The organism is Pseudomonas sp. NFACC14 (assembly GCF_900106885.1).
GTDB classification, from domain to species: domain Bacteria; phylum Pseudomonadota; class Gammaproteobacteria; order Pseudomonadales; family Pseudomonadaceae; genus Aquipseudomonas; species Aquipseudomonas fluorescens_AA.
In genome coordinates this window covers 31,070-57,401 of sequence record NZ_FNOA01000020.1, presented here as the reverse complement: position 1 = coordinate 57,401, position 26,332 = coordinate 31,070, and the positions used below count along the sequence as shown (strand labels likewise).

Here is a 26,332-nt window from a genome sequence, read left to right as displayed (position 1 = left end):
GAACCGGCCCTTCATATCCATGCGCATCCAGAAGAAAACTGTCCTGATTGTCGTGCTGTTGATCGCCCTGGCGGCCCTCGCCCTCTGGTTTTTGCTCAAGCCCGCGACCGCCAGGCCCGGCGCTCCCGCCGCCGTTCCGGTACGGGTCGTCAGCGTGATGCAAAAGGACGTACCGCGCTTTGCCAGCGGCATCGGCACGGTGCTGTCGCTGCACAGCGTGGTGATCCGTCCGCAGATCGACGGCATCCTCACCCGGCTGCTGGTCAAGGAGGGGCAGTTGGTCAAGAAGGGTGACCTGCTGGCGACCATCGACGACCGCTCGATCCGCGCCAGCCTCGACCAGGCCCGCGCCCAGCTCGGCGAAAGCCAGGCACAACTGGCGGTGGCCCAGGTCAATCTCAAGCGCTACAAGTTGCTGAGCGTCGATGACGGCGTCTCGAAACAGACCTACGACCAGCAACAGGCGCTGGTCAACCAGCTCAAGGCGACCGCCCAGGGCAACCAGGCGGCCATCGACTCGGCACAGGTGCAACTGTCCTACACCCAGATCCGCTCCCCGGTGAGCGGTCGCGTCGGCATTCGCAACGTGGACGAAGGTAACTTCCTGCGCACCAGCGACGCCGAAGGCCTGTTCACGGTGACCCAGATCGACCCCATCGCCGTGGAGTTCTCCCTGCCCCAGCAAATGCTGCCCACCTTGCAACGGTTGATCGCCGCCCCCGAGCAAGCCTTGGTCAAGGCCTATATCGGCGCCGATGGCGCCACCGGGGAGCTGCTCGGCGAGGGACGCCTGAGCCTCATCGACAACCAGATCAACGCCAACACCGGAACCCTGCGGGCCAAGGCTGAATTCAACAACGCCGCGCAACGGCTGTGGCCAGGGCAACTGGTGACACTGAAAATCCAGACCGCCATCGACAAGGATGCCCTGGTGGTACCGCCCACCGTGGTCCAGCGCGGCCTGGAGCAACACTTCGTGTACCGCATAAAGGGCGACAAGGTCGAGAGCGTGCCGGTGGAGATGGTTTACCAGGACAGCGACCTGCACATCATCAGGGGGGTGAACGCCGGCGACCAACTGGTGAGCGACGGCCAGTCACGGCTCAAGCCGGGCAGCCACATCCAGGTGCTCAGTGATCCGCCCGCCCTGGCCAAGACCGCGGAGCCGCAACCATGAAGGGCCGCGGCTCGGTTTCAGCGTGGTGCATCGACCACCCTATCGCCACGGTACTGCTGACGTTCGCCCTGGTGCTGCTGGGGGTGATCGCGTTTCCTCGCCTGCCCGTCGCGCCGTTGCCGGAGGCGGAATTCCCGACCATCCAGGTCAACGCCCAGTTGCCCGGGGCCAGCCCCGAAACCATGGCGTCGTCGGTGGCGACGCCGCTGGAAGTGCAATTCAGTGCCATTCCCGGCATTACCCAGATGACCTCCAGCAGCGCCCTGGGCTCGACCAACCTGATCCTGCAATTCAGCCTCGATAAAAGCATCGACACCGCCGCCCAGGAAGTGCAGGCGGCGATCAATACTGCCGCCGGCAAACTGCCCAACGACATGCCGAACCTGCCGACCTGGCGCAAGGTCAACCCCGCCGACAGCCCGGTGCTGATCCTCAGCATCAGTTCCACGCTGATGCCCGGCACCGAACTGAGCGACTACGTCGAAACCCTGCTCTCCCGTCAGATCAGCCAGATCGATGGCGTAGGACAAATCTACATCACCGGCCAGCAGCGTCCGGCGATCCGGGTCCAGGCCTCGGCCGACCGGCTCGCCGCCATCGGCCTGACCCTGGCGGACATCCGCCTGGCGCTCCAACAGGCCAGCCTCAACCTGGCCAAGGGCGCCTTGTACGGTGAGTCGAGCATTTCCACCCTGTCCACCAACGACCAGTTGTTCAAGCCCGCGGAGTACGGAGAGCTGATCGTGTCCTACCGGGACGGGGCACCGGTTCACCTCAAGGACATTGCCAAGGTGGTCAACGGCTCGGAAAACGCCTACGTCCAGGCCTGGGCCGACAACGAGCCCGGGGTCAACCTGGTGATTTTCCGGCAACCGGGGGCCAATATCGTCGAGACCGTCGACCGCATCCAGGCGGCCCTGCCCACCCTGCAGGCCATGTTGCCTGCGGCGGTGCAGGTCAAGGTGCTGATCGACCGCACCCAGACCATCCGCGCCTCGCTGCACGAAGTGGAAATCACCTTGCTGATCGCGGTGCTGCTGGTGGTGGCGGTGATGGCGTTGTTCCTGCGCCAGCTCTCGGCGACCCTGATCGTCTCGGCGGTGCTGGGGGTGTCGCTGACCGCCAGTTTCGCCCTGATGTACGTGATGGGTTTCAGCCTGAACAACCTGACCCTGGTGGCGATCGTCATCTCGGTAGGGTTCGTGGTGGACGATGCGATTGTGGTGGTGGAGAACATCCACCGGCACCTGGAGGCCGGCGACGGCATGCGCGAGGCGGCGATCAAGGGGGCCGGCGAAATCGGCTTCACCGTGGTCTCCATCAGTTTCTCGCTGATCGCCGCGTTCATTCCGCTGCTGTTCATGGGCGGCGTGGTCGGGCGCCTGTTCAAGGAGTTTGCCCTGACCGCCACCTCGACCATCCTGATCTCGGTGGTGGTGTCCCTCACGTTGGCGCCGACCCTGGCCGCGTTGTTCATGCGCGCCCCGGCGCATCACGCCCATGGCAAGGCGGGGTTCGGCGAACGCCTGCTGGGCGGGTATGAGCGGGGCCTGCGCAAGGCCCTGGCCCATCAGAAGCTGATGATCGGCGTGTTCGGCCTGACCCTGGCACTGGCGGTGGTGGGCTATGTGTTCATTCCCAAGGGCTTCTTCCCGGTGCAGGACACCGGCCTGGTGCTGGGCACCAGCGAAGCCGCCGCCGATGTGTCGTTCCCGGACATGGTGGCCAAGCACAAGGCCCTGGCAGACATCGTCGCCGCCGACCCGGCAGTGCAGACCTTCTCCCACTCCGTCGGCGTCTCGGGCAATAACCAGACCATCGCCAACGGCCGTTTCTGGATCGCCCTCAAGCCCCGGGGCGAGCGTGACGTGTCGGCCAGCGGCTTCATCGACCGGATCCGCCCGCAATTGCTGAAAATCCCCGGCGTGGTGCTGTACCTCAGGGCCGGGCAGGACATCAACCTCAGCTCCGGTCCCAGCCGCGCCCAGTATCAATACGTGCTCAAGAGCAACGACGGGCCGAGCCTCAACGCCTGGACGCAAAAACTCACCGACAAGCTGCGCGGCAACCCGGCGTTCCGTGACATTTCCAACGACCTGCAACTGGGCGGCAGCATCACCCACATCGACATCGACCGCAGCGCGGCGGCGCGCTTCGGCCTCACCGCCACCGATGTCGACCAGGCCCTGTACGACGCCTTCGGCCAGCGGCAGATCAATGAATTCCAGACCGAGACCAACCAGTACAACGTGATCCTGGAGCTCGATACCGCGCAGCGGGGCAAGGCCGAAAGCCTGGCGTATTTCTACCTGCGTTCGCCCCTGAGTGGGGAAATGGTGCCGCTCTCGGCCCTGGCCCGCTTCGATGCGCCGAGCAACGGCCCGTTGTCGATTGCCCACGACGGCATGTTCCCGGCCGCCAACCTGTCGTTCAACCTGGCGCCTGGCGTGGCCCTGGGAGACGCGGTGCGCCTGCTCGACCAGGCGAAGAACGAAATCGGCATGCCGGCCGCCATCACCGGTAATTTCCAGGGCGCGGCCCAGGCTTTCCAAAGCTCGCTGGCGAGCCAGCCGTGGCTGATCCTGGCCGCGCTGGTGGCCGTGTACATCATTCTCGGCGTGCTCTACGAAAGTTTCGTGCACCCATTGACGATCATCTCCACCCTGCCCTCGGCCGGCCTCGGCGCGCTCATCATGCTCTGGCTGCTGGGCCAGGACTTTTCGATCATGGCGCTGATCGGGCTGGTGCTGCTGATCGGGATCGTCAAGAAGAACGGCATCCTGATGATCGACTTCGCCCTCGACGCCCAGCGCAACAAAGGGCTGGCTCCCCAGGAGGCGATTTTCCAGGCGTGCCTGACACGCTTCCGCCCGATCATGATGACCACCCTGGCGGCCCTGCTCGGAGCCCTGCCGCTGATGCTCGGCTATGGCCCCGGCGCGGAACTGCGCCAGCCCCTGGGCATCGCCGTGGTGGGCGGCCTGTTGGTAAGCCAGGCGCTGACGCTGTTCACGACACCGGTCATATACTTGTGGCTCGAGCGAGTGTTCCATCGGCCCGCCCAACAGCCAGGGTCGGCGCCGACGGCGCTGGCGAGCACAGACCACTGAGGCGGGGCCATGCGCGTTCTGATCATCGAAGACGAAGAAAAAACCGCGGACTACCTGCACCGCGGCCTGACCGAACAGGGCTACACCGTGGACGTGGCGCCGGACGGCATCGAAGGGCTGCACCTGGCCCTGGAAAGCGACTATGCGGTGATCGTGCTCGACGTGATGCTGCCGGGCCTGGACGGCTTCGGCGTACTGCGGGCCCTGCGCGCCCGCAAGCAGACACCGGTGATCATGCTCACCGCCCGGGAACGGGTCGAGGACCGCATCAAGGGCTTGCGCGACGGGGCCGATGACTACCTGGGCAAGCCCTTCTCCTTCCTCGAACTGGTGGCCCGCCTGCAAGCCCTGACCCGCCGCAGCGGTGGCCATGAACCGGTGCAGGTGAGCATCGCCGACCTGTGGATCGACCTGATCAGCCGCAAGGCCACCCGCGCCGGCCAACGCCTGGACCTGACCGCCAAGGAGTTCTCCCTGCTCAGCGTCCTGGCTCGCCGCCAGGGCGAAATCCTCTCGAAAACCGCCATTGCCGAAATGGTCTGGGACATCAACTTCGACAGTGACGCCAACGTGGTGGAGGTGGCGATCAAACGCTTGCGGGCCAAGCTCGACGGGCCATTCGAACAGAAGTTGCTGCACACCATTCGCGGCATGGGTTATGTGCTGGAGAGTCGCGGCGATGAGCGTCCCTGACAGCATCGCCCTGCGCTTGAGCGCCATGTTCACGCTGGTGGCGGCGCTGGTGTTCCTGTTGATCGGCGGCGCCTTGTACCAACAGGTCGGCAAGGGCCTGGGCCTGTTGCCAGAAGCCGAGCTCGATGCCCGCTACAGTGTCCTGGAGTCCACCGTCGGCCGCTACGGCACGCCTGAACACTGGGTGAAGATCAACAACAAGCTGCGATTGCTTGGCGAAGAAGACAAGCGCATCCATTTCTGGATCGTCAGCGACGATCCGCGCTTTGAATACGGCGATCCCGATGCGCAGATCCGCACCTTTGCCCAAGGCCCGCTGGGTAAACGCGACCTGACGTTGCCCCATCGGCACTACCCGATGAAAGTGCTGGTGAGCCAATTCCCGGCCAAGGACCAACGCCCGCCGCTGCGCTTCATGATCGGCATCGACACCGAGACCTTCTACCAGACCCAGCATCGCCTGTTGGTGGCGCTGGTGAGCCTGGCGATTGTCGGCGTGCTCCTGGCTTCGTTGCTGGGCTACTGGGTCGCCCGCATCGGTCTCAAACCGCTGATCAAGCTGTCCGAGGAAGCCCGGCGCCTGGCTCCACCCCGCCTGTCCGGGCGCTTGCAACTGTCACCCTTGCCGCCGGAACTGAGCCAGTTCGTCAGTTCCTTCAACGCCACCCTGGACCGGGTCGAACAGGCCTACTCGCGGCTGGAGTCGTTCAACGCCGACGTCGCCCACGAGTTACGCTCGCCCCTGACCAACCTGATCGGCCAGACCCAGGTGGCGCTGACCCGTGGGCGCTCGGCGGAACATTACTTCGAAGTGTTGCAATCGAATCTCGAGGAGTTGGAGCGGCTGCGCTCGATCATCAACGACATGCTGTTCCTGGCCAGCGCCGACCAGGGCAGCAAGGCCACCAAGTTGACCAGCGCATCCCTGGCCGGCGAAGTGGCGACCACCCTCGATTACCTGGACTTCATTCTGGAGGATGCCCAGGTCCAGGTCCGGGTCAGCGGCGACGCCCAGGCCAACATCGAGATCGCTCACTTGCGGCGGGCGCTGATCAACCTGCTGAGCAACGCCGTGCAACACACCGCGCCCGGACAAGTGATCGACGTGCGCATCGAAGCCCTTGGCGACCAGATCACCCTCGCCGTCACCAACCCCGGCGAACCGATCGCCGGCGAGCATCTGCCACGCCTGTTCGAACGTTTCTATCGCGTCGATGCCTCGCGCACCAACAGTGGCTCCAACCATGGGCTCGGGCTGGCCATCGTCAAGGCCATTGCGCTGATGCACGGTGGCGATGTGTTCGTGCGCAGCGACCAGGGTGCCAACACGTTCGGGATCCGCTTGCCGGCCTGACCCCCTCCCCTGGGCTTGTACGCGTTATCAGGTCTTTCCAGGCCAATGAATGCTGGGCGAAAGCCAACTGTAGCAAAATCGGAATACCGTCCGAACGCGCCCCCAGCTTTCATTAATTACCGGGTAATCGCGCAAACACTGATTGCCCGCTCTCATTGATCCAAGCACAATCAGCAAAAGGCCAGCATCTGGTTCATTGCCGGTTTGCAATCCTTTGGGACGGATCCCAGCCACATGACAATGCAGACATCGGAACCATGAGCGCGCGCAGTGCGACACCCGGCAACACCCCGCTTTCGAGACGTTCGGAACGGGTATTCGTACTGGCCAGCTCGCTGGTTGTCATTGCCATCCTGAGCATCGTGACGTTTCTGTTGATCCGCGAACATGCCGCCGCACAACAGGCTGCGACACGTGCGGCGACCAATATCGTGCAACTGATTGACGCCGATGTGCTGCGTAACGTGGAGCTCTACGATCTGTCGCTGCAAGGTCTGGTCGCCGCCGCCAAACGCGATGACCTGAAAGACGTTTCGCCGGCGATTCGCCATCTGGCGCTGTTCGACCGCGCCACCGCCGCCCCCTACAAAGGCGACATCCTGCTGCTCGACAAGCATGGCGATGTAATCGCCGACTCCGCCTCGATCGAACCGCGCAAAGGCAATTACGCCGACCGGGAATATTTCCAGTCCCATGTCCAGGACCCGAACCTGGGCATGATGATCAGTCGCCCGTTCCGTTCCAGGAGTGCCACCCACGATTGGCGCATCAGTTTCAGCTATCGACTGAGCGACGACCGGGGTGAGTTCATGGGCGTGGCCGAGGCCGCGATGCGCCTGAACTACTTCAGCCAGTTGTTCAAAAGCCTGAACGTCGGCCACGGGACGGTCAACCTGGTCAGCCGCGATGGGATTCTGCTGGCCCAGGAACCGCCCCTGGCCGACGACATGATCGGCAAGGACTTCAGCAACCGACCGAACTTCGTACGCATCCTGCGTGAAGGTAACGGCAGTTTTACCGGCATCTCCAGTGTTGATCAGACACAGCGGCTGTACACCTTTTCCCAGGTGGGCAACCTGCCATTGATCGTCGTGGTAGCGCTCTCCTACCAAGAGGTTTTCGCCTCATGGCAACGCACGGCGTTGTTGGTCAGCGGCGCCACCGGCGCACTGTGCATCGGTTTGCTCTGGCTCACCTGGCTGCTGCGCCGCGAATTGCGCCGCCGTTACAGGGCTGAACGGGAATTGGCCCAACTGGCGTCCGTCGACGCCCTCACGGGCCTGGCCAACCGACGGACACTGGACGAGACATTGCAGCAGGAATGGCTGCGCGCCCAACGTTCGGGCCAACCGTTGTCTGTGCTGATGATCGATGCCGATCATTTCAAGGCGTTCAACGATCGCCATGGTCATCAACAGGGTGACGAGGCCCTGCGCACCTTGGCGCAATTGATCGGCCAGCATGTCCGACGCCCCGCCGACCTGGCGGCGCGCTATGGCGGTGAGGAGTTCTCGGTGGTGCTGCCGGAGACCACCACCGCTGGCGCCTTCACCATGGCCCAGAATATTCGCGACGCGGTCGAACAACTGCCACCGGTGTCCGATGGGGGAGCGCCCATGACGGTCAGTATCGGCATCGCCACTTGGACCCAGGGACCGTACAACGAACTCGAACAACTCTTGTTCGCCGCGGACAAGGCGCTGTACCAGGCCAAGGCCAGCGGGCGCAATCGTGTGGTCTGCGCGATGTAACACCGCAACACCCGAAGGCTATGGACACGGCGCTCCCTGTGGCGAGGGGATTTATCCCCTCGCCACAGGGCCCATCTGATCCTCAGGAAACATCCATAAAAAAAGGCCACCCGAAGGCAGCCCTTAAAAAACTAGAGAGGTTTTTTGCTTACACCGCCGCGACAGGGCGCATGTAAGAGATTGGTGCGGTGCTGGCGTCTTCGAACGTCACGACTTCCCAAGCATCTTTCTGCTCAATCAACTTGCGCAGCAGCTGGTTGTTCAGTGCGTGGCCGGACTTGAAGCCCTTGAACTCACCAATCAGGCTATTGCCCAGCAGGTAGAGGTCGCCGATTGCATCGAGGATCTTGTGCTTGACGAATTCGTCTTCATAACGAAGGCCGTCTTCGTTCAACACACCATCGGAATCGACCACGATCGCGTTTTCAACACTGCCGCCGAGTGCGAGGTTGTGCTTGCGCAGGTACTCGATATCACTCATGAAACCAAAGGTACGGGCGCGGCTGACTTCTTTTACGAACGAAGTGCTGGAAAAATCCACGCTTGCACTCTGGGTGCGGTCACGGAAAACCGGATGATCGAAATCGATCTCGAAGCTCACCTTGAAACCTTCGAAAGGGACGAAAGTGGCGCGCTTGTCGCCGTCTTCCACTGTCACTTCCCGCAGGATGCGGATGAACTTCTTGGCTGCGTCCTGCTCTTCCAGGCCAGCCGATTGAATCAGGAATACGAAGGGTCCGGCACTGCCATCCATGATCGGAACTTCGGACGCGGAGAGCTCGACGTAGGCGTTATCGATGCCCAGGCCAGCCATGGCCGAGAGCAAATGCTCCACCGTGTCCACTTTGGTGTCACCGTTGACCAGTGTGGTCGACATAGTGGTTTCACCAACGTTTTCCGCGCGAGCAGGAATCTGCACCACAGGGTCGAGGTCGGCACGACAAAACACAATGCCGGTATCGACAGGCGCGGGCTTGAGGGTCAGGTAGACCTTCTCGCCGGAGTGCAAGCCGACACCTGTGGCACGGATAATATTCTTCAGGGTGCGTTGTTTAATCATGGCATGGGCCGCTTCAGCGCAAATTGCGAACTGGTATCAACAAAGGCTGGCGATGATAGCAGACCAGACCTTTGCTGAACACCAATCACCCGTATCCCCCTGATACATTTCATCAATCGGCCTGACGACGCAGGAATGCCGGGATATCCAGGTAATCCAGATCGTCTTGCGGATTCATCTTCGCGGCAGTCGCGGTACCGGCCTGGGCCTGGTTGCGCATGACGGTCGGACGGTCCAGGTCACGGTAATTCACCGCAGGCTGTTCCTGACGAACGGGGGCTTGTTGCTGTGGCTGGGAAGCCATGGCGGTCTGGACAGTGTTGTCGATCACCTTCATCGGCTTCTCGATTTTCGCGCCCAGCCCAGTGGCAACCACGGTCACATGCAGCTCGTCACGCATGTCCGGATCGATCACAGTGCCCACCTTGACCATCGCGTGGTCGGAAGCGAACGCCTCGATGATGCTACCCACGTCGGAGTACTCGCCCAAGGACAAGTCCGGACCGGCGGTGATGTTCACCAGGATGCCGCGGGCGCCTTGCAGGTTGACGTCTTCGAGCAACGGGTTGCGAATGGCCGCTTCAGTGGCTTCGCGGGCACGATTCGGACCGCTGGCGCAGCCAGTGCCCATCATCGCCATGCCCATTTCGGACATTACGGTGCGTACGTCGGCGAAGTCGACGTTGATCATGCCTGGACGCTTGATGATGTCGGAGATGCCACGAACGGCACCGGCCAATACATCATCGGCCTTGGCGAAAGCCGACAGCAGGCTGGCGTCTTTACCCAGGATGGTCAGCAGCTTCTCGTTGGGGATGGTGATCAACGAGTCGACACTTTCGCTCAGCGCGCGGATGCCTTCATCGGCGATCTGCATGCGCTTGCGGCCTTCGAACGGGAACGGACGGGTCACCACCGCAACGGTGAGAATACCCATTTCCTTGGCCACTTCGGCAATGATCGGCGCCGCACCGGTACCGGTACCGCCGCCCATGCCAGTGGTGATGAACACCATGTTGGTGCCGGCCAGGACTTCAGCGATGCGCTCGCGGTCTTCCAGGGCAGCCTGACGGCCAACCTCGGGATTCGCGCCGGCACCCAGGCCCTTGGTCACACCGGTACCCAGTTGCAGGATGGTCCGCGCGCCGATGTTTTTCAGCGCTTGAGCATCAGTGTTGGCGCAGATGAATTCAACGCCTTCGATGTTGCTCTTGACCATGTGGTTGACAGCGTTGCCGCCGCCACCGCCGACACCGATTACTTTGATAACCGGGCTAGCGGGGATGTTGTCTACGAGTTCGAACATTTTCCCTCTCCTTTCATTCTCTAGTTTTTTCGCCTACTGCGTTTGCTGCGTCTTCCAGCGCCAAGCCTGAAACCTGCCGCGTGAAGCTTTGAAACTGTTTAGAAGTTGCCTTTGACCCAAGCCTGGAGCCGCTCGAACAGCGGAGCCTTCGGTTCGTCGCTGCTGTAGCTGTCGCGGCTGCCGATCCCTGAAAACGAGATCCCATCGGACTGTTTCTGCAGGCCGTACATCAACAGGCCCACGCCGGTGGAATAGATCGGGTTGCGGACCACGTCATCCAGGCCCTTGACGCCATGGGGCACGCCCAGGCGCACCGGCATGTGGAAAATCTCCTCGGCCAGCTCGACCGCGCCTTCCATCTTCGACGTACCGCCGGTCAGCACGATGCCGGCCGGGATCAGGTCTTCGTAGCCGCTGCGACGCAGTTCGGCCTGGATCAGCGTGAACAGCTCGTCGTAGCGCGGCTCGACCACTTCGGCCAGGGCCTGGCGCGACAGTTCGCGCGGTGGACGGTCGCCGACGCTCGGCACCTTGATGGTTTCACCGGCACCGGCCAGCTTCGCCAGGGCGCAGGCGTAACGGATCTTGATTTCCTCGGCGTACTGGGTCGGGGTACGCAACGCCATGGCGATGTCGTTGGTCACCTGGTCGCCGGCAATCGGGATCACGGCCGTGTGGCGGATCGCGCCTTCGGTGAAGATCGCGATGTCGGTGGTGCCGCCGCCGATGTCCACCAGGCACACGCCCAGTTCTTTCTCGTCGTCGGTCAGCACCGAGTAGGCCGAGGCCAGTTGCTCGAGGATGATGTCGTCGATTTCCAGGCCGCAGCGACGCACGCATTTCTCGATGTTCTGCGCGGCGTTCACCGCACAGGTCACCACGTGGACCTTGGCTTCCAGGCGCACGCCGGACATGCCCAGGGGTTCACGCACGCCTTCCTGGTTATCGATCACGTAATCCTGCGGCAGGGTGTGCAGCACACGCTGGTCGGCCGGGATCGCCACGGCCTGGGCCGCGTCGAGTACACGCTCGAGGTCCGCGGAGCTGACTTCGCGATCACGAATCGCCACGATACCGTGGGAGTTCAGGCTGCGGATGTGATTGCCCGCCACGCCGACGAACGCCGAGTGGATCCGGCAACCGGCCATCAGCTGCGCCTCTTCGATGGCGCGCTGGATCGATTGCACGGTGGACTCGATGTTCACCACCACGCCTTTTTTCAAGCCGCGGGACGGATGTGTACCGATCCCGACGATGACCAGCGTGCCGTCGTCCGCGACTTCGCCTACCAGCGCCACCACCTTGGAAGTGCCGATATCGAGACCGACGATCATTTTCCCGCTTTGCACGTTTGCCATGGGTCCTGCCTCTTCTTAATTCTTCGCGACGGCGGGTTCGGCCGTCGTCGGCGCTACAGGTTCCCGCCAGCCAACGGCCAGGCCGTTGGCGTAGCGCAGATCGATGCGCGCAATGTTCGTAATCTTTTCTTTAAGCGTCTTGTCATAGATGGCGATGAAGCGGCGCATCTTTTCCACCAGGTTGCCGCGCCCGAGCAACAGCTCGATGCCCGGCCCCGAGCTGCCCGCGCCAGTGGTCAGGAACCAACTGCCGCGCTCACGCAATTCCAGGCGCGCGATGGAGAAGCCCAACGGCCGCAACATCTGGCTCAACACCTGGTATTGCTGCATCACTTGCTGCTGGGCCCGCTGTGGACCGAACAGTTGTGGCAAATGTTCATAGTTGGCCAGTTCTCGCGGCGTAAACGCCTGGCCCTGGTTGTTCAACAGCGACTCGTCGCCCCAACGGGCCACCGGCAGTTGCTCTTCCAGGCGAATCGACACCTGGTCGGGCCACACCCGCCGGACTTCGGCGTGAGCGATCCAGGGCATCTGCTCCAGCTCCGTGCGCATGCCCGCCAGGTCGATGGTGAAGAAACTCGACGCGACGAACGGGGCGATCCGCTGCTGCACCGCCTGCTGGCTGATGTAGCTCAGATCGCCCTGGACGTTGATCCGGGCGATCGGTCGGTCGGCATACGGCAGCAACCGTTGCGCGCCTTCATAGGTACCGAACCCCAACGCCACCAACAGCACCGGCCAGAACAGGCTCTTGAGAAAACCAAAATTGGCTTTCGGCAAGCGCGCCGACATCGGCTCCTTGGCCACCATTCGGCTGGCACCCCGCGGCACCGGCTTACGACCGGGTGCGGATGGCTGATGACGAAGCGATGCGCCTTGCATGGCTTAACCTCTTGGCTCTTGAGTGCCGACACTGGCCGCCAGGATCGACAGCACCAGTTGCTGGAAATCCAGACCGGCGGCGCGGGCCGCCATGGGTACCAGGCTGTGATCGGTCATGCCGGGCGCGGTGTTGACTTCCAGGAACCAGAACTGCCCATCGGCGTCCTGCATCACGTCCGCCCGGCCCCAACCGGCGATACCCAACGCCTCACAGGCCTTGGCCGTGAGGTCCATCAGTTCTTTTTCCTTGGCAGCGTCCAGCCCGCAGGGAATGCGGTACTGGGTATCGTTGGCGATGTACTTGGCGTCGTAGTCGTAGAACGTGTGGGGCGTGCCCAGCGCAATCGGGGGCAACACCTGGTCACGCAGGGTGGCGATGGTGAACTCGGGACCGGTGATCCATTGTTCGACCAACACTTGCGAATCGTAGGAACTGGCGTCTTTCCATGCCGCGGTCAACTCAGGCAGCGAATTCACTTTCGCCATGCCGATACTTGAACCTTCATGGGCCGGTTTGACGATCAAAGGGAAACCCAGTTCCGTGGCCGCCGAAATACAATCGGCCTCGGACGCCAGCACGGCGTGACGCGGCGTCGGAATGCCGAGGCTGTGCCAGACCTGCTTGGTGCGCAGTTTGTCCATCGCCAGGGCGGATGCCAGGATGCCGCTGCCGGTGTAGGGGATCCCCAGGCATTCGAGCAGGCCTTGCATGCTGCCGTCTTCGCCGCCGCGACCATGGAGGATGATGAACGCGCGATCGATCTTCTCGTTCAGCAGGCGCTGCAGGAAATCATCGCCCACGTCGATGCCGAAGGCGTCGACGCCGGCGCTTTGCAAGGCTTGCAGCACGGCGTTGCCGGACTTGAGGGACACCTCGCGCTCGGCGCTCTTGCCACCGAACAGCACGGCCACGCGGCCGAAGGCTTTCGGATCGAGGGTCGAGACCAGGTTGGCGTAGGCAGCAGTCATTTCAGTTTCCCCTCGCTGGAGGCCACGATTGCTCCGGCGAATAACGGACTTTTCAACAGTTTCGGGGCCAGGCCACCGATGTCACCGGCACCCTGACACAGCAGGATGTCGCCGGCGCGCAGCAACGGCTTGACCAGCGGCGCGAGGTCTACGCCACGCTCGATGTAGATCGGGTCCAACTGGCCGCGCTGACGAATGCTGTGGCACAGCTGGCGGCTGTCGGCCCCAGGGATCGGCTCTTCACCGGCCGGGTAGACTTCCATCAACAGCAGCACGTTGGCGTCGGCCAGCACCTGGACGAAATCGTCATACAGGTCGCGGGTGCGGCTATAGCGGTGCGGCTGGTAGACCATCACCAGGCGCCGCTCCGGCCAGCCACCGCGCACGGCCTTGATCACCGCCGCGACTTCGGTCGGGTGGTGGCCATAGTCGTCTACCAGCATCACGTTGCCGCCTTCCACCGGCAGTTCGCCGTAGACCTGGAAGCGCCGGCCCACGCCCTGGAAGCCGGACAGGCCCTGGACGATGGCTTCATCGCTGACGCCTTCGTCGGTGGCGATGCAGATGGTGGCCAGGGAATTGAGCACGTTGTGGTTACCGGGCATGTTCACCGACACGTCCAACGGCTCGCGATCGGGGCGCAAGACGGTGAAGAACGTCTGCATGCCTTGCTGGCGCACGTTGATGGCGCGCACGTCGGCGTCTTCGCCAAAGCCGTAGGTCACGGTCGGACGCTTGATCAGCGGCAGGATTTCACGCACCACCGGGTCGTCCAGGCACACCACCGCCAGACCGTAGAACGGCAGGTTGTGCAGGAACTCGACGAAGGTTTTCTTCAATTTGTTGAAGTCACCGTCGTAGGTCGCCATGTGGTCGGCGTCGATGTTGGTCACCACGGCCACCAGCGGTTGCAGGTGCAGGAAGCTCGCATCGCTCTCGTCGGCTTCGGCGATCAGGTAGCGGCTGGTGCCCAGCTGGGCATTGGTGCCCGCGGCATTCAGACGACCACCGATCACGAACGTCGGGTCCAGGCCACCGGCCGCGAACACCGAGGCGATCAGGCTGGTGGTGGTGGTTTTGCCATGGGTACCGGCGACGGCGATGCCATGGCGATAGCGCATCAGCTCGGCGAGCATCTCAGCCCGTGGCACCACGGGAATGCGGCGTTCCAGGGCGGTGGCGACTTCCGGGTTGGAGGTGTTCACGGCGCTGGAAACCACCAGCACGTCAGCATTGGCGGCGTTCTCGGCGCGGTGACCGATAAAAATCTGCGCGCCGAAGGACTCCAGGCGCTCGGTGACCGGGGAAGCTTTCAGGTCGGAACCCGAGACCTGGTAACCCAGGTTCAGCAATACCTCGGCGATCCCGCACATGCCCACGCCGCCGATACCGACGAAGTGGATGCGGCGGATACGGCGCATTTCCGGTTGTGGCATGGCTTTGCGATTCTCAACCATGGGCCACCTCCAGGCAGGTATCGACCACTTGGGCCGTGGCATCGGGTTTGGCCAGGCGGCGGGCGGCGCGGGCCATGTCTTCAAGTCGTTGCGGCTGCATCAAAACCTCTGTCAGGCGGGCGGCAAGATCCGCGGCGCCAGTCGTTCTTTGCGGCATCAGGAAGGCAGCACCTTCACGGGCCAAATAATCGGCGTTACGGGTCTGGTGATCGTCGATGGCGTGGGGCAAAGGCACCAGCATCGAGGGCAGACCGGCGGCAGCCAGTTCACTGATGGTCAGCGCGCCTGCGCGGCAGACCACCAGGTCGGCCCAGCCATAGGCTTGGGCCATGTCTTTGATGAAAGGCTGCACTTGCGCCTCGACGCCGGCAGCACGGTAGCGCTCGGCGGTCACTTCATCGTGATGTTTGCCAGCCTGATGGAACACGTCCGGCCGCAGGTCGGGAGCGACCAGCGACAAGGCTTCGGGCAGCAATTTGTTCAACGGTTCCGCCCCCAGGCTTCCACCCAGGATCAGCAAACGCGCCTTGCGTCCAGCCAGGGCCGGGCGCGGTGTCTCCAGGAACAGCTCGGTACGCACCGGATTACCGGTGGTGCGGCGGCTGCCCGACAGGGTAAAGGTGTCGGGAAAAGCTTCACAGACCCGGGCGGCCAACGGCACCAGTAACCGATTGGCGGTACCGGCCACGGCGTTCTGCTCGTGGACGATCACCGGCACACCGGCCAGTTTTGCCGCAACGCCGCCAGGGCCGGTCACATAACCACCGAACCCGACCACGCACACCGGGCGCAACCGACGAATGATCGCTCGCGCCTGCCAGATCGACTTGAGCAGCATCAGCGGCGCCCTGAGCAGCGACAACTTGCCCTTGCCCCGCAGGCCGCTGGCGTCGATCCGGTGCAGTTCGAGGCCGGCGCCAGGCACCAGTTCGTTCTCGATCCCCCGCGGCGTACCCAGCCAGTGCACGGTGTAGCCCCGAGCCTGGAACTCCCGGGCACAGGCCAGCGCCGGGAACACGTGCCCGCCGGTACCACCTGCCATGATCAGCACATTAGCGCCCATGAGTCGGCTCCTCGGCGAAGTCGCTCTCCTGGAATTCCATCTCTTCGCTGCCCAGGTGGGTTCGACTTTCCCATTCAATGCGCAGCAACAGGCCGAGACAGGCACAGCAGATCACCAGGGAACTGCCGCCATAACTGAGGAACGGCAGCGTCAGCCCCTTGGTCGGCAACAGGCCGACGTTCACGCCGATGTTGATCAGGAACTGGCCGATCCACAGGAACGACAAGCCATACGCCACGTAAGCGGCGAAAAACTGCTTGGCCTTCTCGGCCCACAAGCCGATGTACATGCCGCGCACACAGACGAACACGAACAGGGCGACGGTGCACAGGGAGCCGACGACGCCCAGCTCTTCGGCCAGCACCGAGAATACGAAGTCGGTGTGGGCTTCCGGCAGGTAGAACTGCTTCTGCACGCTGTTGCCCAGGCCCACGCCCAACCATTCGCCGCGACCGAAGGCAATCAAGGCCTGGGTCAATTGATAGCCGGAACCGAACTGGTCGGCCCACGGGTCGGTAAAGGTGATCAGGCGCGCCATCCGGTACGGTTGCGCCTGAACCAGCACGGTCACGGCCGCCACCGCCAACGCCACCATCAGGATGAAGCGAAACAGCCCGACCCCACCGAGGAACAGCATCGCCGCCGCGGCGCCCATCATCACCACGGTGGCACCGAAGTCCGGCTCCATCAGCAGCAGGCCCGCCATGGGCAGCAAGACGATGAACGGCTTGAAGAATCCCATCCAGCTCTCGCGCACTTCTTTCTGGCGACGTACCAGATAACCGGCCAGGAAAATCACCACGAAGACCTTGGCGATCTCCGAGGGTTGCACGTTGAAGAAGCTGAAGCCGATCCAGCGCATCGAGCCGTTGACCTCGCGGCCGATCCCCGGCACCAGCACCATCACCAACAGGCCGAAGGCCCCGAGCAGCATCATCCAGCCCAGGCGCTGCCAGGTGGCGATCGGCACCATCATGGTGACGACGCACGCGCCCAGGCCGATCACCAGGTAAACCAGGTGGCGGATCATGTGATAAAGGGTGTTGCCCGACTGCACGGCGGCCACTTCCGACGACGCGGAGGTGATCATCACCAGGCCCAGGCCCAGCAAGGCCAGGCAACCGGCGAGCATCGGGAAATCCAGGTCGATGCCACGTCCGGTGATCAACGGCGACGGGTACGGCTTGATGATGTTCATCAGGCTCATGCCAAGTCCTCCGCGGCCCGGGCGAACAACTGCCCGCGCTCTTCATAGTTCTTGAACATGTCGAAACTGGCGCAGGCCGGTGACAACAGCACCGCGTCGCCCGGGTGCGCGAGCGCGCGGCATTGCTGTACCGCCTCGTCCAGCGAACCGACGCGAACCAGCGGCACGGCATCGCCGAGGGCCTGGGCGATCAATTCGCGGTCGCGGCCCATCAGCACCACGGCACGGCAGTTGGCTGCCACGGGGTCGCGCAGGTCCTTGAAGTCGGCGCCCTTGCCGTCGCCGCCGGCGATCAGCACGAGCTTGCCTGCGATGTCCGCCCCCAGGCCTTCGATGGCCGCCAGTGCGGCACCGACGTTGGTGGCCTTGGAGTCGTTGTACCAGGCCACGCCATCGAGGTCGCGCACCCACTGGCAGCGGTGTTCGAGACCGGCAAACGTGCGCAGGGCCGACAGCATGGCGTCGAACGGCAGGCCGACCGCATGCCCCAGGGCCAGCGCGGCCAGGGCATTGGCCTGGTTATGGGCGCCACGAATCTTCAGTTCCCGCACCGGCATCAGGTTCTGGAATTCGAAGGCCAGGTATTTCTCGCCATTCTCTTCGCGCAAGCCGAAACCTTTGAAATCCGGGACGCCCAGGCCGAAGGACCAGCATGGCATGCCCTCGCCCAGCAACGGACGGGTCAAGGCGTCCTGGCGGTTGAACACCACCTGCCGGGCCCCACGGAAGATCCGGTGCTTGGCCAGGTGATAGGCCGGCAGGCCGCTGTAGCGGTCCATGTGGTCTTCGCTGACGTTGAGCACGGTGGCCACTTCGGCGCCCAGGTGGTCGGTGGTTTCCAGTTGGAAGCTCGACAGCTCCATCACGTACAGCTCGACGTCGTCGCTGAGCAGGTCCAGGGCCGGGGTGCCGAGATTGCCGCCTACGGCGACGCGCTTGCCGGCCGCCGCGGCCATTTCGCCCACCAGGGTGGTGACGGTGCTCTTGGCGTTCGAACCGCTGATGGCAATGATCGGCGCCTTGGCGTTACGCGCGAACAGCTCGATATCGCCGGACAGTTTCACGCCACGGGCAGCGGCTGCCTGCAGGGCCGGGGTCGCCAGGGCCAGGCCGGGGCTCACGTAGAGCTCATCGGCGCGGCACAGGAACTCGACATCCAGTTCGCCACAACGCACGTCCACCTGAGGATAGTCACGGCGCAGCGTGGCCAGCTCAGGCGGATTTTCCCGCGTGTCGGCCACGGCAAACGACACGCCCCGGTTCGCCAGGAAGCGAACCAGGGACATGCCGCTCTTGCCGAGGCCGACAACGATGCGGAAGTGGTCAGAAGCGATCAGGGACACTCGTTCTACCTCAGCTTCAGGGTGGCAAGGCCGATCAGCACCAGGATCACGGTGATGATCCAGAAACGGACGATCACACGCGGCTCGGGCCAGCCCTTGAGTTCAAAGTGGTGGTGGATCGGCGCCATGCGGAATACGCGGCGGCCGGTCAATTTAAAGGAAGCAACCTGAATGACGACTGACAGGGTCTCCATCACGAACACGCCGCCCATGATGAACAGGACGATTTCCTGGCGAACGATGACAGCGATGGTGCCCAGGGCCGCGCCCAGCGCCAGCGCGCCGACGTCGCCCATGAAGACTTGCGCCGGGTAGGTGTTGAACCACAAAAAGCCCAGGCCGGCACCGATCAGTGCGCCGCAGAATACGATCAGCTCGCCCGCCCCCGGCACATAAGGGATCAGCAGGTATTCGGCGAACTTCACGTTGCCCGACAGGTAGCAGAAGATCCCCAGCGCGCCGCCGACCATGACCGTCGGCATGATCGCCAGGCCGTCGAGGCCGTCGGTGAGGTTGACCGCGTTGCTCGAGCCAACGATGACCAGGTAGGTCAGCACGATGAAACCGGCGCCCAGCGGAATGCTGTAGTCCTTGAGCATCGGCAGGATCAGGGTGGTCTCCACCGGCGAGGCGGCGGTCATATAAAGGAAGATCGCCGCGCCGAGGCCGAACACCGACTGCCAGAAATACTTCCAGCGACTTGGCAGCCCGCGGGAGTTCTTCTCGATCACCTTGCGGTAGTCGTCGACCCAGCCGATGGCGCCGAAGAACAGGGTCACCAGCAGCACGACCCAGACGTAGCGGTTCGCCAGGTCGGCCCAGAGCAAGGTGCTGATGCCGATGGACGACAGGATCAACGCGCCACCCATGGTCGGGGTGCCGGATTTTGACAGGTGCGATTGCGGACCGTCGTTACGGACCGACTGGCCGATCTGCAGGTTCTGCAGAGTACGGATCATCCACGGGCCCAGGAACAGCGACAACGACAACGCGGTCAGCACGCCCAGGATCCCGCGCAGGGTCAGGTACTGGAAGACCGCGAAGCCTTTGTAGAACTGTTGCAGGTACTCCGCTAGCAGCAGCAGCATTAATGTTTCTCCGTGGAGGCGCCGCACAGTGCCGCGACGATGTTTTCCATCGCTGCGCTGCGTGAGCCCTTGATCAATAAGGTGGTGTTCGGGTCCTGCTCGGCGCCCAGGGCCTGGATCAGTTCGGCTTGAGTGGTGAAATGCCGCGCGCGTTCGCCAAACGCGGCGACCGCATGGGCCATCATCGGACCGACCGCATACAGCGCATCGACCTTGCCGCGTGCATAGGCACCCACATCGTGATGCCCCTGTTGCGCCCATTCGCCCAGTTCACCGATATCCCCCAGCACCAGCACGGTGCGGCCGGAGAAACCGGCGAGGATGTCGACGGCCGCGCACACGGACGAAGGGTTGGCGTTGTAGGTGTCGTCGATGACGCGCATGCCGTTAGTGGCCAGTTGCGCGACGGAGCGCCCCTTGACCGGCTGCACGGCGTTCAGCCCGGCGACGATGCCCGGCAGCGACACGCCCAGGGCGTGGGCGGCAGCCGCCGCGGCCAGGGCGTTGGCGACGTTATGGGTGCCCAGCAGGTTCAACTGGACCCGCTCGGCGCCGTCGGGGCTGTGCAGGTTGAAGGCCGGGCAACCGCGGGCATCACGGTCCAGGTCGCTGGCGTAGAAATTCGCGGCGAGGTTGCTCAGGGCGAAGGTCAGCACCTTGCGCTCGCCCGCACGGGTCTTCCAGATTTCAAAAGCCTTGTCATCGAGATTCAGCACGGCGACGCCATTGGCATCCAGCCCCTCGATGATCTCGCCCTTGGCCTCGACGATTTTTTCCGGGCCGCCGAACTCGCCGACGTGGGCGGTACCGGCGTTGTTGAGTACCGCCACGTGAGGCTTGGTCATGGCCACGGTGTAGGCAATCTCGCCGAGCCGCGAAGCCCCCAGCTCGATGACGGCAGCGCTGTGTTCCGGCGCCAGCTCCAGCAAGGTCAGCGGCACGCCGAGGTCGTTGTTCAGGTTGCCACGGGTCGCCAGCACCGGACCGCGGGTGCGCAGGATGCTGGCAAGCATTTCCTTGACCGTGGTCTTGCCGCTGGAGCCGGTGATGGCGGCGACCGGGTTGCCATACGCCGCACGGTTCAGCGCACCGAGCTGGCCCAGGGCCTGGCGAGTGTCGTTGACGAGCAATTGCGGCAACGTGCTGTTGCTCACCTCCCGCTCGACCAGGGCCGCGACCGCACCTTTGCCCGCGACCTCGTTCAAGTAATCGTGGCCATCGAAACGCGGCCCGGCCAGGGCGACGAACAATTGCCCCGGTGCGATCGCCCGGCTGTCGATGCTGACGCCGTCGAAACTGGCGTCCGCGGCGATGAGGCGCGCATTCAGGGCGTTGGTCAGTTCGCTGAGTTTCAGGGCCTTAAGCATGGGCCACCTCCCACGCGGTCAGGGCGTGATCGGCTTCCACCAGATCGGAGAATGCATGGCGTTCGCCGTTGATTTCCTGATAGTCCTCGTGGCCCTTGCCGGCCAGAACGATGACATCGTCCGCCGAAGCGCTGGCGATCAACTGGGCGATGGCCTGGCCGCGACCGGCGACGAAGGTGACCTTATCCACAGCGGTAAAACCGGCGCGGATGTCGTCGAAAATTCGCAGCGGGTCTTCGCTGCGTGGGTTGTCGTCGGTGACCAGCACGCCGTCTGCCAGCCGCTCCACGACTTCGGCCATCAATGGACGCTTGCCGCGATCGCGATCGCCACCGCAGCCAAACAGGCACAGCAACTTGCCCTTGGCGTGAGGACGCAGGGCCGTGAGGACTTTTTCCAACGCGTCGGGGGTATGGGCATAATCGACCACCACCAACGGTTGGGCCCCACCGCCCAGGCGCTGCATGCGCCCGGCGGGCCCTTCCAGCTTTGGCAACACCTTGAGAATTTCGTCCAGCGCGTAGTCCAGGCCGAGCAAGGCGCCGATGGCCGCCAATACGTTGCTCAGGTTGAAGCGGCCGAGCAAAGTGCTGCGCAAGTGGTGCTCGCCCTGGGGCGTGACCAGCGTGGCGCGTACGCCTTCGTCATTGAACTGGGCCTGACGTATATAAAGGTAGGCGCTGGTATCTTCCAGGCTATAGGTGATCAACCGGGACTCGCGCTTGTCGGCGGCCAGTTGCCGACCGAACTCGTCATCGAGGTTGATGACCCGGCATTTCAAATCATTCCAGGCAAACAGCTTGGCCTTGGCTTCACCGTAGGCCTGCATGGTGCCGTGGTAATCCAGGTGGTCCCGGGACAGGTTGGTCAGTACCGCCACATCGAATGCCAGCGCCGTCACCCGGCCCTGGTCCAGGCCATGGGACGAGACTTCCATCGCAACAGCCTTGGCGCCGGCCTTCTTCAGGTCCGCCAGGGTCGCTTGCACGGCAATCGGGTTCGGCGTGGTGTGCAGGCCGCTCTCCAGTGCGCCATGAAAACCGTTGCCCAAGGTGCCGACAATGCCGCAATGCTGGCCGAGCAGGTCCAACGCCTGGGCCACCAGCTGGGTCACGCTGGTCTTGCCGTTGGTGCCCGTCACGCCCACCAGGTTCAGGTGACGGCTCGGGTCGCCATAAAAACGTCCGGCGATGTCCGACAGCTGCGCCGCCAGGTCCTTGACCGGAATCAAGGGCACGTCAGTGATCGGCAGCACGGTGGCGCCTCGCACTTCATAAGCCACGGCAGCCGCGCCACGCTTCAGGGCGTCGGCGATATGGTCGCGGCCATCGACACGAGCGCCCGGCACTGCCAGGAACAAGTCCCCGGCACGTACATTGCGGCTGTCCAGGGCCAATTCACGAATCAGCAGATCGTGACCGGCGTGGGCGAAAATCTTGTTCAGGCTCAGGGACATCAGCCACGCCCTCCTTCGGCTTTCAAGGGAACGACCGGTGCGGTATTGGCCTGCTGGGTCGGCGGCAGGTTATCCGGGGTAATGTTCATCAGGCGCAGGGTGCCGGACATCACTTTGCTGAACACCGGCGCCGAGACCAGGCCACCGAAGTAGCCCGCCTTGCTCGGTTCGTCGATGACCACGACGATGGCGTAGCGCGGGTCGCTCATCGGGCCGAAGCCGGCAAACAGCGAACGGTAGGAATTCTCGGCGTAGCCTTTGGTGCCCACGGAGGTCTTACGGGCCGTACCCGATTTGCCCGCCACGTGGTAGGCCGGCACTTGGGCGCGATAGACACCACGCGGCGCCTCGATCACCTGCTGCAGCATGCCCTGCATGGTCTTGGCGACATTTTCCGGGATCACCTGGGTGGTCTGCGGCGCCTTGTCGGTCTTGATCAGGGTTAGCGGAGCCATGCGCCCGTTGTTCGCCAGCGCGGAAAACGCATGGACCAACTGGATCGCGGTCACGGAAACACCGTAGCCGTAGGACAACGTGGCGGTTTCAGCCTTGCGCCAGTCACGGTAGTTCGGCAGGTTGCCGACACGCTCGCCCGGGAAGCCCAGGCCGGTGTCCTGGCCAAGGCCGATTTTCTGGGCCAGGCGATAGATCGTTTCGCCGCCGATATCGAAGGCGATCTTGCTCATGCCAACGTTACTGGAGTTGATCAGGATGCCGGTCAGGTCGAGCACCGGACCTTCGGTCTTGGACACGTCGCGGATGGTGTACTTGCCGATCTGCAGGGTGCCCGGGTACACCTCGACGGTGTCGCTCGGCTTCCAGCGCCCGGTTTCCAGGGCGGCGGCCATGGACACGGCCTTCATGGTCGAACCCGGCTCGAACACGTCGATCATCGCGCGGTTGCGCATCATCGCCGGCTGCAGGTTGCGACGGTTGTTCGGGTTGTAGGTCGGCTGGTTGACCATCGCCAGGATCTCGCCGGTCTTCACATCCATGATCACCAGGCTGCCAGCCTTGGCACCGTTCTCGACGATGGCATTGCGCAGCTCGCGGTTGGCCAGGTATTGCAGGCGCAAGTCAATGGACAACGCCAAGGGCTTGCCGGCCTTGGCGTTTTTGGTGACTTGGACATCCTTGATCAGCCGGCCGCGCCGGTCCTTGATGACCTGTCGCTTGCCGGCAACCCCGGCGAGCCATTCGTCATAGGCCAGTTCGACACCTTCCCGGCCCCGGTCATCGATGTCGGTAAACCCGACCATGTGGGCCGTGACTTCACCAGCCGGGTAGAAACGCCGGAACTCTTCGATGCCGTAGACACCGGGTACTTTCAAGTCGAGCACGCTCTGGCCCTGCTCGGGGGTCAAGCCGCGCACCAGGTAAATGAATTCCTTGTTGGCCTGGGCTTCGAGGCGCTCGGCCAGGGCCTTGGGGTCCTGCCCGAGGGCGGCGGCCAAGGCCGGCCATTTTTCCTTGGCCAGCTGCATTTCCTTGGCGTTGGCCCACAAGGTGGTCACCGGGGTACTCACGGCCAGGGGTTCGCCATTGCGGTCGGTGATCAGGCCACGGTGAGCCGGGATCGGAATATGCCGCACACTGCGGGCATCGCCCTGCCCCTTGAGGAAGTCACGGTCGACGACCTGCAGGTCGATGATGCGCCACGAAATCGCCGCCACCATGATCCCGAGCAAGCCCAGGACCAGACGAAACCGCCACGGGAACAGCGCCCCTTCGAGTTTCATCATGGCGCCACCATCTGCACTTCGGCGGCGCCGGGAATGCGCATTTTCAACTGTTCGGTGGCCAGGACTTCGATACGGCTGTGGGCGGTCCAGGTGCTCTGTTCCAGGATCAACCGACCCCACTCGGCCTGCGCCTTGTCGCGCACGCTGAGTTCGTTATAAAGGGTATTGAGCAACTGCCGGTTCCAGTGCGCGCTATAGGACACGGCGATGGCCGACACGAGCACGCCGATGAACAGCAGCAGCATGAAAAAGCTGCCGCCGGGCAGGGGCTTGGCGAAGAGCTTGCTCACCGCAACTTCTCCGCGACGCGCATGACGGCGCTACGGGCACGTGGGTTGGCCTTGAGTTCGGCTTCGGAAGCGAACTGCGCTTTGCCATGGATCTTGATTTTCGGCACGAAGGCTTCGAAACGCACCGGCAGGTTGCGCGGCAGGTTATCGGCTTCCCCCTTGGTGAGCTTGCGCATGAACAGCTTGACGATGCGGTCTTCCAGGGAATGGAAGCTGATCACCACCAGACGACCGCCGATCTCCAGCGCCTCGAGCGCCGCTTCGAGACCCACTTGCAGATCGCCCAGTTCGTTATTGACGTGGATGCGCAAGCCCTGGAAGGCCCGGGTCGCCGGGTTCTTGCCCTTTTCCCAGGCCGGGTTGGCCACTTTCAACACCTCGGCCAGGTCGCCGGTGCGCTCGAAAGGCTTGATGTCGCGGCGCTCGACCACGGCGCGGGCCATGCGCCCGGAGAAACGCTCTTCGCCGTATTCCTTGAAGACACGGGCGATTTCTTCCACCGGGGCGGTGTTGACGAATTCGGCGGCGCTGATCCCGCGGGACGGGTCCATGCGCATGTCCAGCGGGCCGTCATTGAGGAAACTGAAACCGCGCTCCGGGTCGTCCAGTTGTGGCGACGAGACGCCCAGGTCGAGCAGCACGCCACTGACCTTGCCGGCCAGGCCACGCTCGGCGACTTCCGCGCCCAGCTCGGCAAAGCTGCGCTGCACAACGACAAAGCGGCCGTCTTCGGCCGCCAGCGCTTGCCCGGTGGCAATCGCTTGAGGATCCTTGTCGAACCCCAGCAACCGGCCGTCCGGACCGAGCTGGCTGAGAATCAACCGGCTGTGCCCGCCACGCCCGAACGTGCCGTCCAGATAGCAGCCATCAGGACGTACGGCGAGAGCCTCGACGGCTTCGTCAAGCAGTACGGTGATGTGGTTAAAGCCGCTATCAATAGTCACAGGATCAAATCACGCAGTTCGTCAGGCATGGCGCCCGGTTGTTGAATAGCAGCGAGGTCAGCGGCAGAAACCGCATTCCAGGCATCTTCGTCCCACAGTTGGAACTTGTTCAGTTGGCCCACCAGCATCGCGCGCTTGTCCAGCTTGGCGTACTCGCGCAGGCGCGGCGGCACCAGGAAACGACCACTGCCATCGAGCTCGAGGTCGACGGCATTACCGATCAGCAAGCGTTGCAGACGGCGGTTTTCTTCACGCAGCGAAGGCAGTGCGCGCAGTTTGGTTTCGATGATTTCCCACTCATCCAGAGGGTAAACACACAAACATGGATCAACGGCGTCGATCGTGACGATTAACTGCCCCGAACTTCGCGAAACGAGCTCGTCACGATACCGGCTGGGCATGGCGAGCCGGCCTTTTGCATCGAGACTGATAGCGTTAGCTCCGCGAAACACGTCAGCGTTTCTCCACTTTTTGGCGTTTTACCTTCAAAAAAACCCACTTCATGCCACTTTCCGCCACTTGCGCACACTATAGGAATGCGCCCACCGCACCGTCAAGGCGCGTAATGAAGGAAAAGCCTTATAGATCGGAGATTTAGGAGCGTTTCAGGAGGGGTAACAAGAATCTGACGTAGGAAAATTCGCCCCAACCTGAAGCAGCACAGGGGACTGCGCGCACAAGTTAAAGTGATTTGTTAAGAGTAAGATTTTTTTGG

21 protein-coding genes are annotated in these 26,332 nt (G+C 63.2%); 5 read left to right on the top strand and 16 right to left on the bottom strand.

Going from position 1 to position 26,332, the window contains the following annotated elements; translation table 11 throughout:
- Nucleotides 1-19: 19 nt before the first annotated feature.
- From BLU85_RS23795 to BLU85_RS23775, 5 genes are all read left to right on the top strand, one after another.
- A complete protein-coding gene (locus tag BLU85_RS23795) occupies nt 20-1,177 on the top strand; it encodes an efflux RND transporter periplasmic adaptor subunit (protein ID WP_092204130.1) in 1,158 nt (385 codons plus the stop codon).
- Complete coding sequence (locus BLU85_RS23790) at nt 1,174-4,287, top strand: multidrug efflux RND transporter permease subunit (RefSeq protein ID WP_092204131.1); 3,114 nt, start codon at nt 1,174-1,176, stop codon at nt 4,285-4,287. Before BLU85_RS23795 ends, BLU85_RS23790 begins: the two co-directional genes overlap by 4 nt.
- A gap of 9 nt (nt 4,288-4,296) precedes the next feature.
- Nucleotides 4,297-4,980 carry a heavy metal response regulator transcription factor gene (locus BLU85_RS23785; RefSeq protein WP_092204132.1) on the top strand — a complete coding sequence of 228 codons (684 nt, stop codon included), beginning with the start codon at nt 4,297-4,299 and terminating at the stop codon, nt 4,978-4,980.
- The gene (locus BLU85_RS23780) at nt 4,967-6,334 is read left to right on the top strand and encodes a heavy metal sensor histidine kinase (protein ID WP_092204133.1); all 1,368 of its coding nucleotides are present in this window, start codon (nt 4,967-4,969) and stop codon (nt 6,332-6,334) included. The genes BLU85_RS23785 and BLU85_RS23780 overlap by 14 nt, the downstream gene beginning before the upstream one ends.
- Before the next feature lie 257 nt (nt 6,335-6,591).
- A complete protein-coding gene (locus tag BLU85_RS23775; RefSeq protein WP_092204134.1) occupies nt 6,592-8,085 on the top strand; it encodes a sensor domain-containing diguanylate cyclase in 1,494 nt (497 codons plus the stop codon).
- A 148-nt stretch (nt 8,086-8,233) separates the two neighbouring features.
- On the opposite strand, the gene lpxC is transcribed toward BLU85_RS23775, so the two are convergent.
- The 16 genes from lpxC to mraZ form a co-directional block, all read right to left on the bottom strand.
- Entirely contained in the window at nt 8,234-9,145 is a 912-nt protein-coding gene (gene lpxC, locus BLU85_RS23770) for a UDP-3-O-acyl-N-acetylglucosamine deacetylase (protein WP_030139673.1), read from the bottom strand.
- Nucleotides 9,146-9,257: 112 nt separating this feature from the next.
- A complete protein-coding gene (ftsZ, locus tag BLU85_RS23765; RefSeq protein ID WP_092204135.1) occupies nt 9,258-10,451 on the bottom strand; it encodes a cell division protein FtsZ in 1,194 nt (397 codons plus the stop codon).
- Nucleotides 10,452-10,549: 98 nt separating this feature from the next.
- Complete coding sequence (gene ftsA, locus BLU85_RS23760) at nt 10,550-11,809, bottom strand: cell division protein FtsA (protein ID WP_003205342.1); 1,260 nt, start codon at nt 11,807-11,809, stop codon at nt 10,550-10,552.
- 15 nt (nt 11,810-11,824) lie between these two features.
- Nucleotides 11,825-12,691: a cell division protein FtsQ/DivIB gene (locus tag BLU85_RS23755; RefSeq protein WP_092204136.1), complete on the bottom strand. Its 867-nt coding sequence runs from the start codon at nt 12,689-12,691 to the stop codon at nt 11,825-11,827.
- Nucleotides 12,692-12,694: 3 nt separating this feature from the next.
- Nucleotides 12,695-13,660 (bottom strand): D-alanine--D-alanine ligase, encoded by a 966-nt coding sequence (locus BLU85_RS23750; RefSeq protein ID WP_092204137.1) that lies wholly within the window; start codon nt 13,658-13,660, stop codon nt 12,695-12,697.
- Entirely contained in the window at nt 13,657-15,117 is a 1,461-nt protein-coding gene (gene murC, locus BLU85_RS23745; RefSeq protein ID WP_092204138.1) for a UDP-N-acetylmuramate--L-alanine ligase, read from the bottom strand. The genes BLU85_RS23750 and murC overlap by 4 nt, the downstream gene beginning before the upstream one ends.
- Nucleotides 15,110-16,180: an undecaprenyldiphospho-muramoylpentapeptide beta-N-acetylglucosaminyltransferase gene (gene murG, locus BLU85_RS23740; RefSeq protein ID WP_092204139.1), complete on the bottom strand. Its 1,071-nt coding sequence runs from the start codon at nt 16,178-16,180 to the stop codon at nt 15,110-15,112. The genes murC and murG overlap by 8 nt, the downstream gene beginning before the upstream one ends.
- Nucleotides 16,170-17,387 carry a putative lipid II flippase FtsW gene (gene ftsW, locus BLU85_RS23735; RefSeq protein ID WP_092204140.1) on the bottom strand — a complete coding sequence of 406 codons (1,218 nt, stop codon included), beginning with the start codon at nt 17,385-17,387 and terminating at the stop codon, nt 16,170-16,172. Before ftsW ends, murG begins: the two co-directional genes overlap by 11 nt.
- Entirely contained in the window at nt 17,384-18,730 is a 1,347-nt protein-coding gene (gene murD, locus BLU85_RS23730) for a UDP-N-acetylmuramoyl-L-alanine--D-glutamate ligase (protein ID WP_092204141.1), read from the bottom strand. The genes ftsW and murD overlap by 4 nt, the downstream gene beginning before the upstream one ends.
- 5 nt (nt 18,731-18,735) lie before the next feature.
- The gene (mraY, locus tag BLU85_RS23725) at nt 18,736-19,818 is read right to left on the bottom strand and encodes a phospho-N-acetylmuramoyl-pentapeptide-transferase (RefSeq protein WP_042729555.1); all 1,083 of its coding nucleotides are present in this window, start codon (nt 19,816-19,818) and stop codon (nt 18,736-18,738) included.
- On the bottom strand, nt 19,818-21,185 hold the full coding sequence (murF, locus tag BLU85_RS23720) for a UDP-N-acetylmuramoyl-tripeptide--D-alanyl-D-alanine ligase (RefSeq protein ID WP_092204142.1): 1,368 nt from the start codon (nt 21,183-21,185) through the stop codon (nt 19,818-19,820). Before murF ends, mraY begins: the two co-directional genes overlap by 1 nt.
- Entirely contained in the window at nt 21,178-22,641 is a 1,464-nt protein-coding gene (locus BLU85_RS23715; protein WP_092204143.1) for a UDP-N-acetylmuramoyl-L-alanyl-D-glutamate--2,6-diaminopimelate ligase, read from the bottom strand. The genes murF and BLU85_RS23715 overlap by 8 nt, the downstream gene beginning before the upstream one ends.
- Nucleotides 22,641-24,380 carry a peptidoglycan D,D-transpeptidase FtsI family protein gene (locus BLU85_RS23710; protein WP_170842280.1) on the bottom strand — a complete coding sequence of 580 codons (1,740 nt, stop codon included), beginning with the start codon at nt 24,378-24,380 and terminating at the stop codon, nt 22,641-22,643. Before BLU85_RS23710 ends, BLU85_RS23715 begins: the two co-directional genes overlap by 1 nt.
- Nucleotides 24,380-24,673: a cell division protein FtsL gene (ftsL, locus tag BLU85_RS23705; protein WP_003178214.1), complete on the bottom strand. Its 294-nt coding sequence runs from the start codon at nt 24,671-24,673 to the stop codon at nt 24,380-24,382. Before ftsL ends, BLU85_RS23710 begins: the two co-directional genes overlap by 1 nt.
- The gene (rsmH, locus tag BLU85_RS23700; protein ID WP_060740751.1) at nt 24,670-25,617 is read right to left on the bottom strand and encodes a 16S rRNA (cytosine(1402)-N(4))-methyltransferase RsmH; all 948 of its coding nucleotides are present in this window, start codon (nt 25,615-25,617) and stop codon (nt 24,670-24,672) included. The genes ftsL and rsmH overlap by 4 nt, the downstream gene beginning before the upstream one ends.
- Complete coding sequence (gene mraZ / locus BLU85_RS23695) at nt 25,614-26,069, bottom strand: division/cell wall cluster transcriptional repressor MraZ (protein WP_003205355.1); 456 nt, start codon at nt 26,067-26,069, stop codon at nt 25,614-25,616. Before mraZ ends, rsmH begins: the two co-directional genes overlap by 4 nt.
- Between the last annotated feature and the right edge of the window lie 263 nt (nt 26,070-26,332).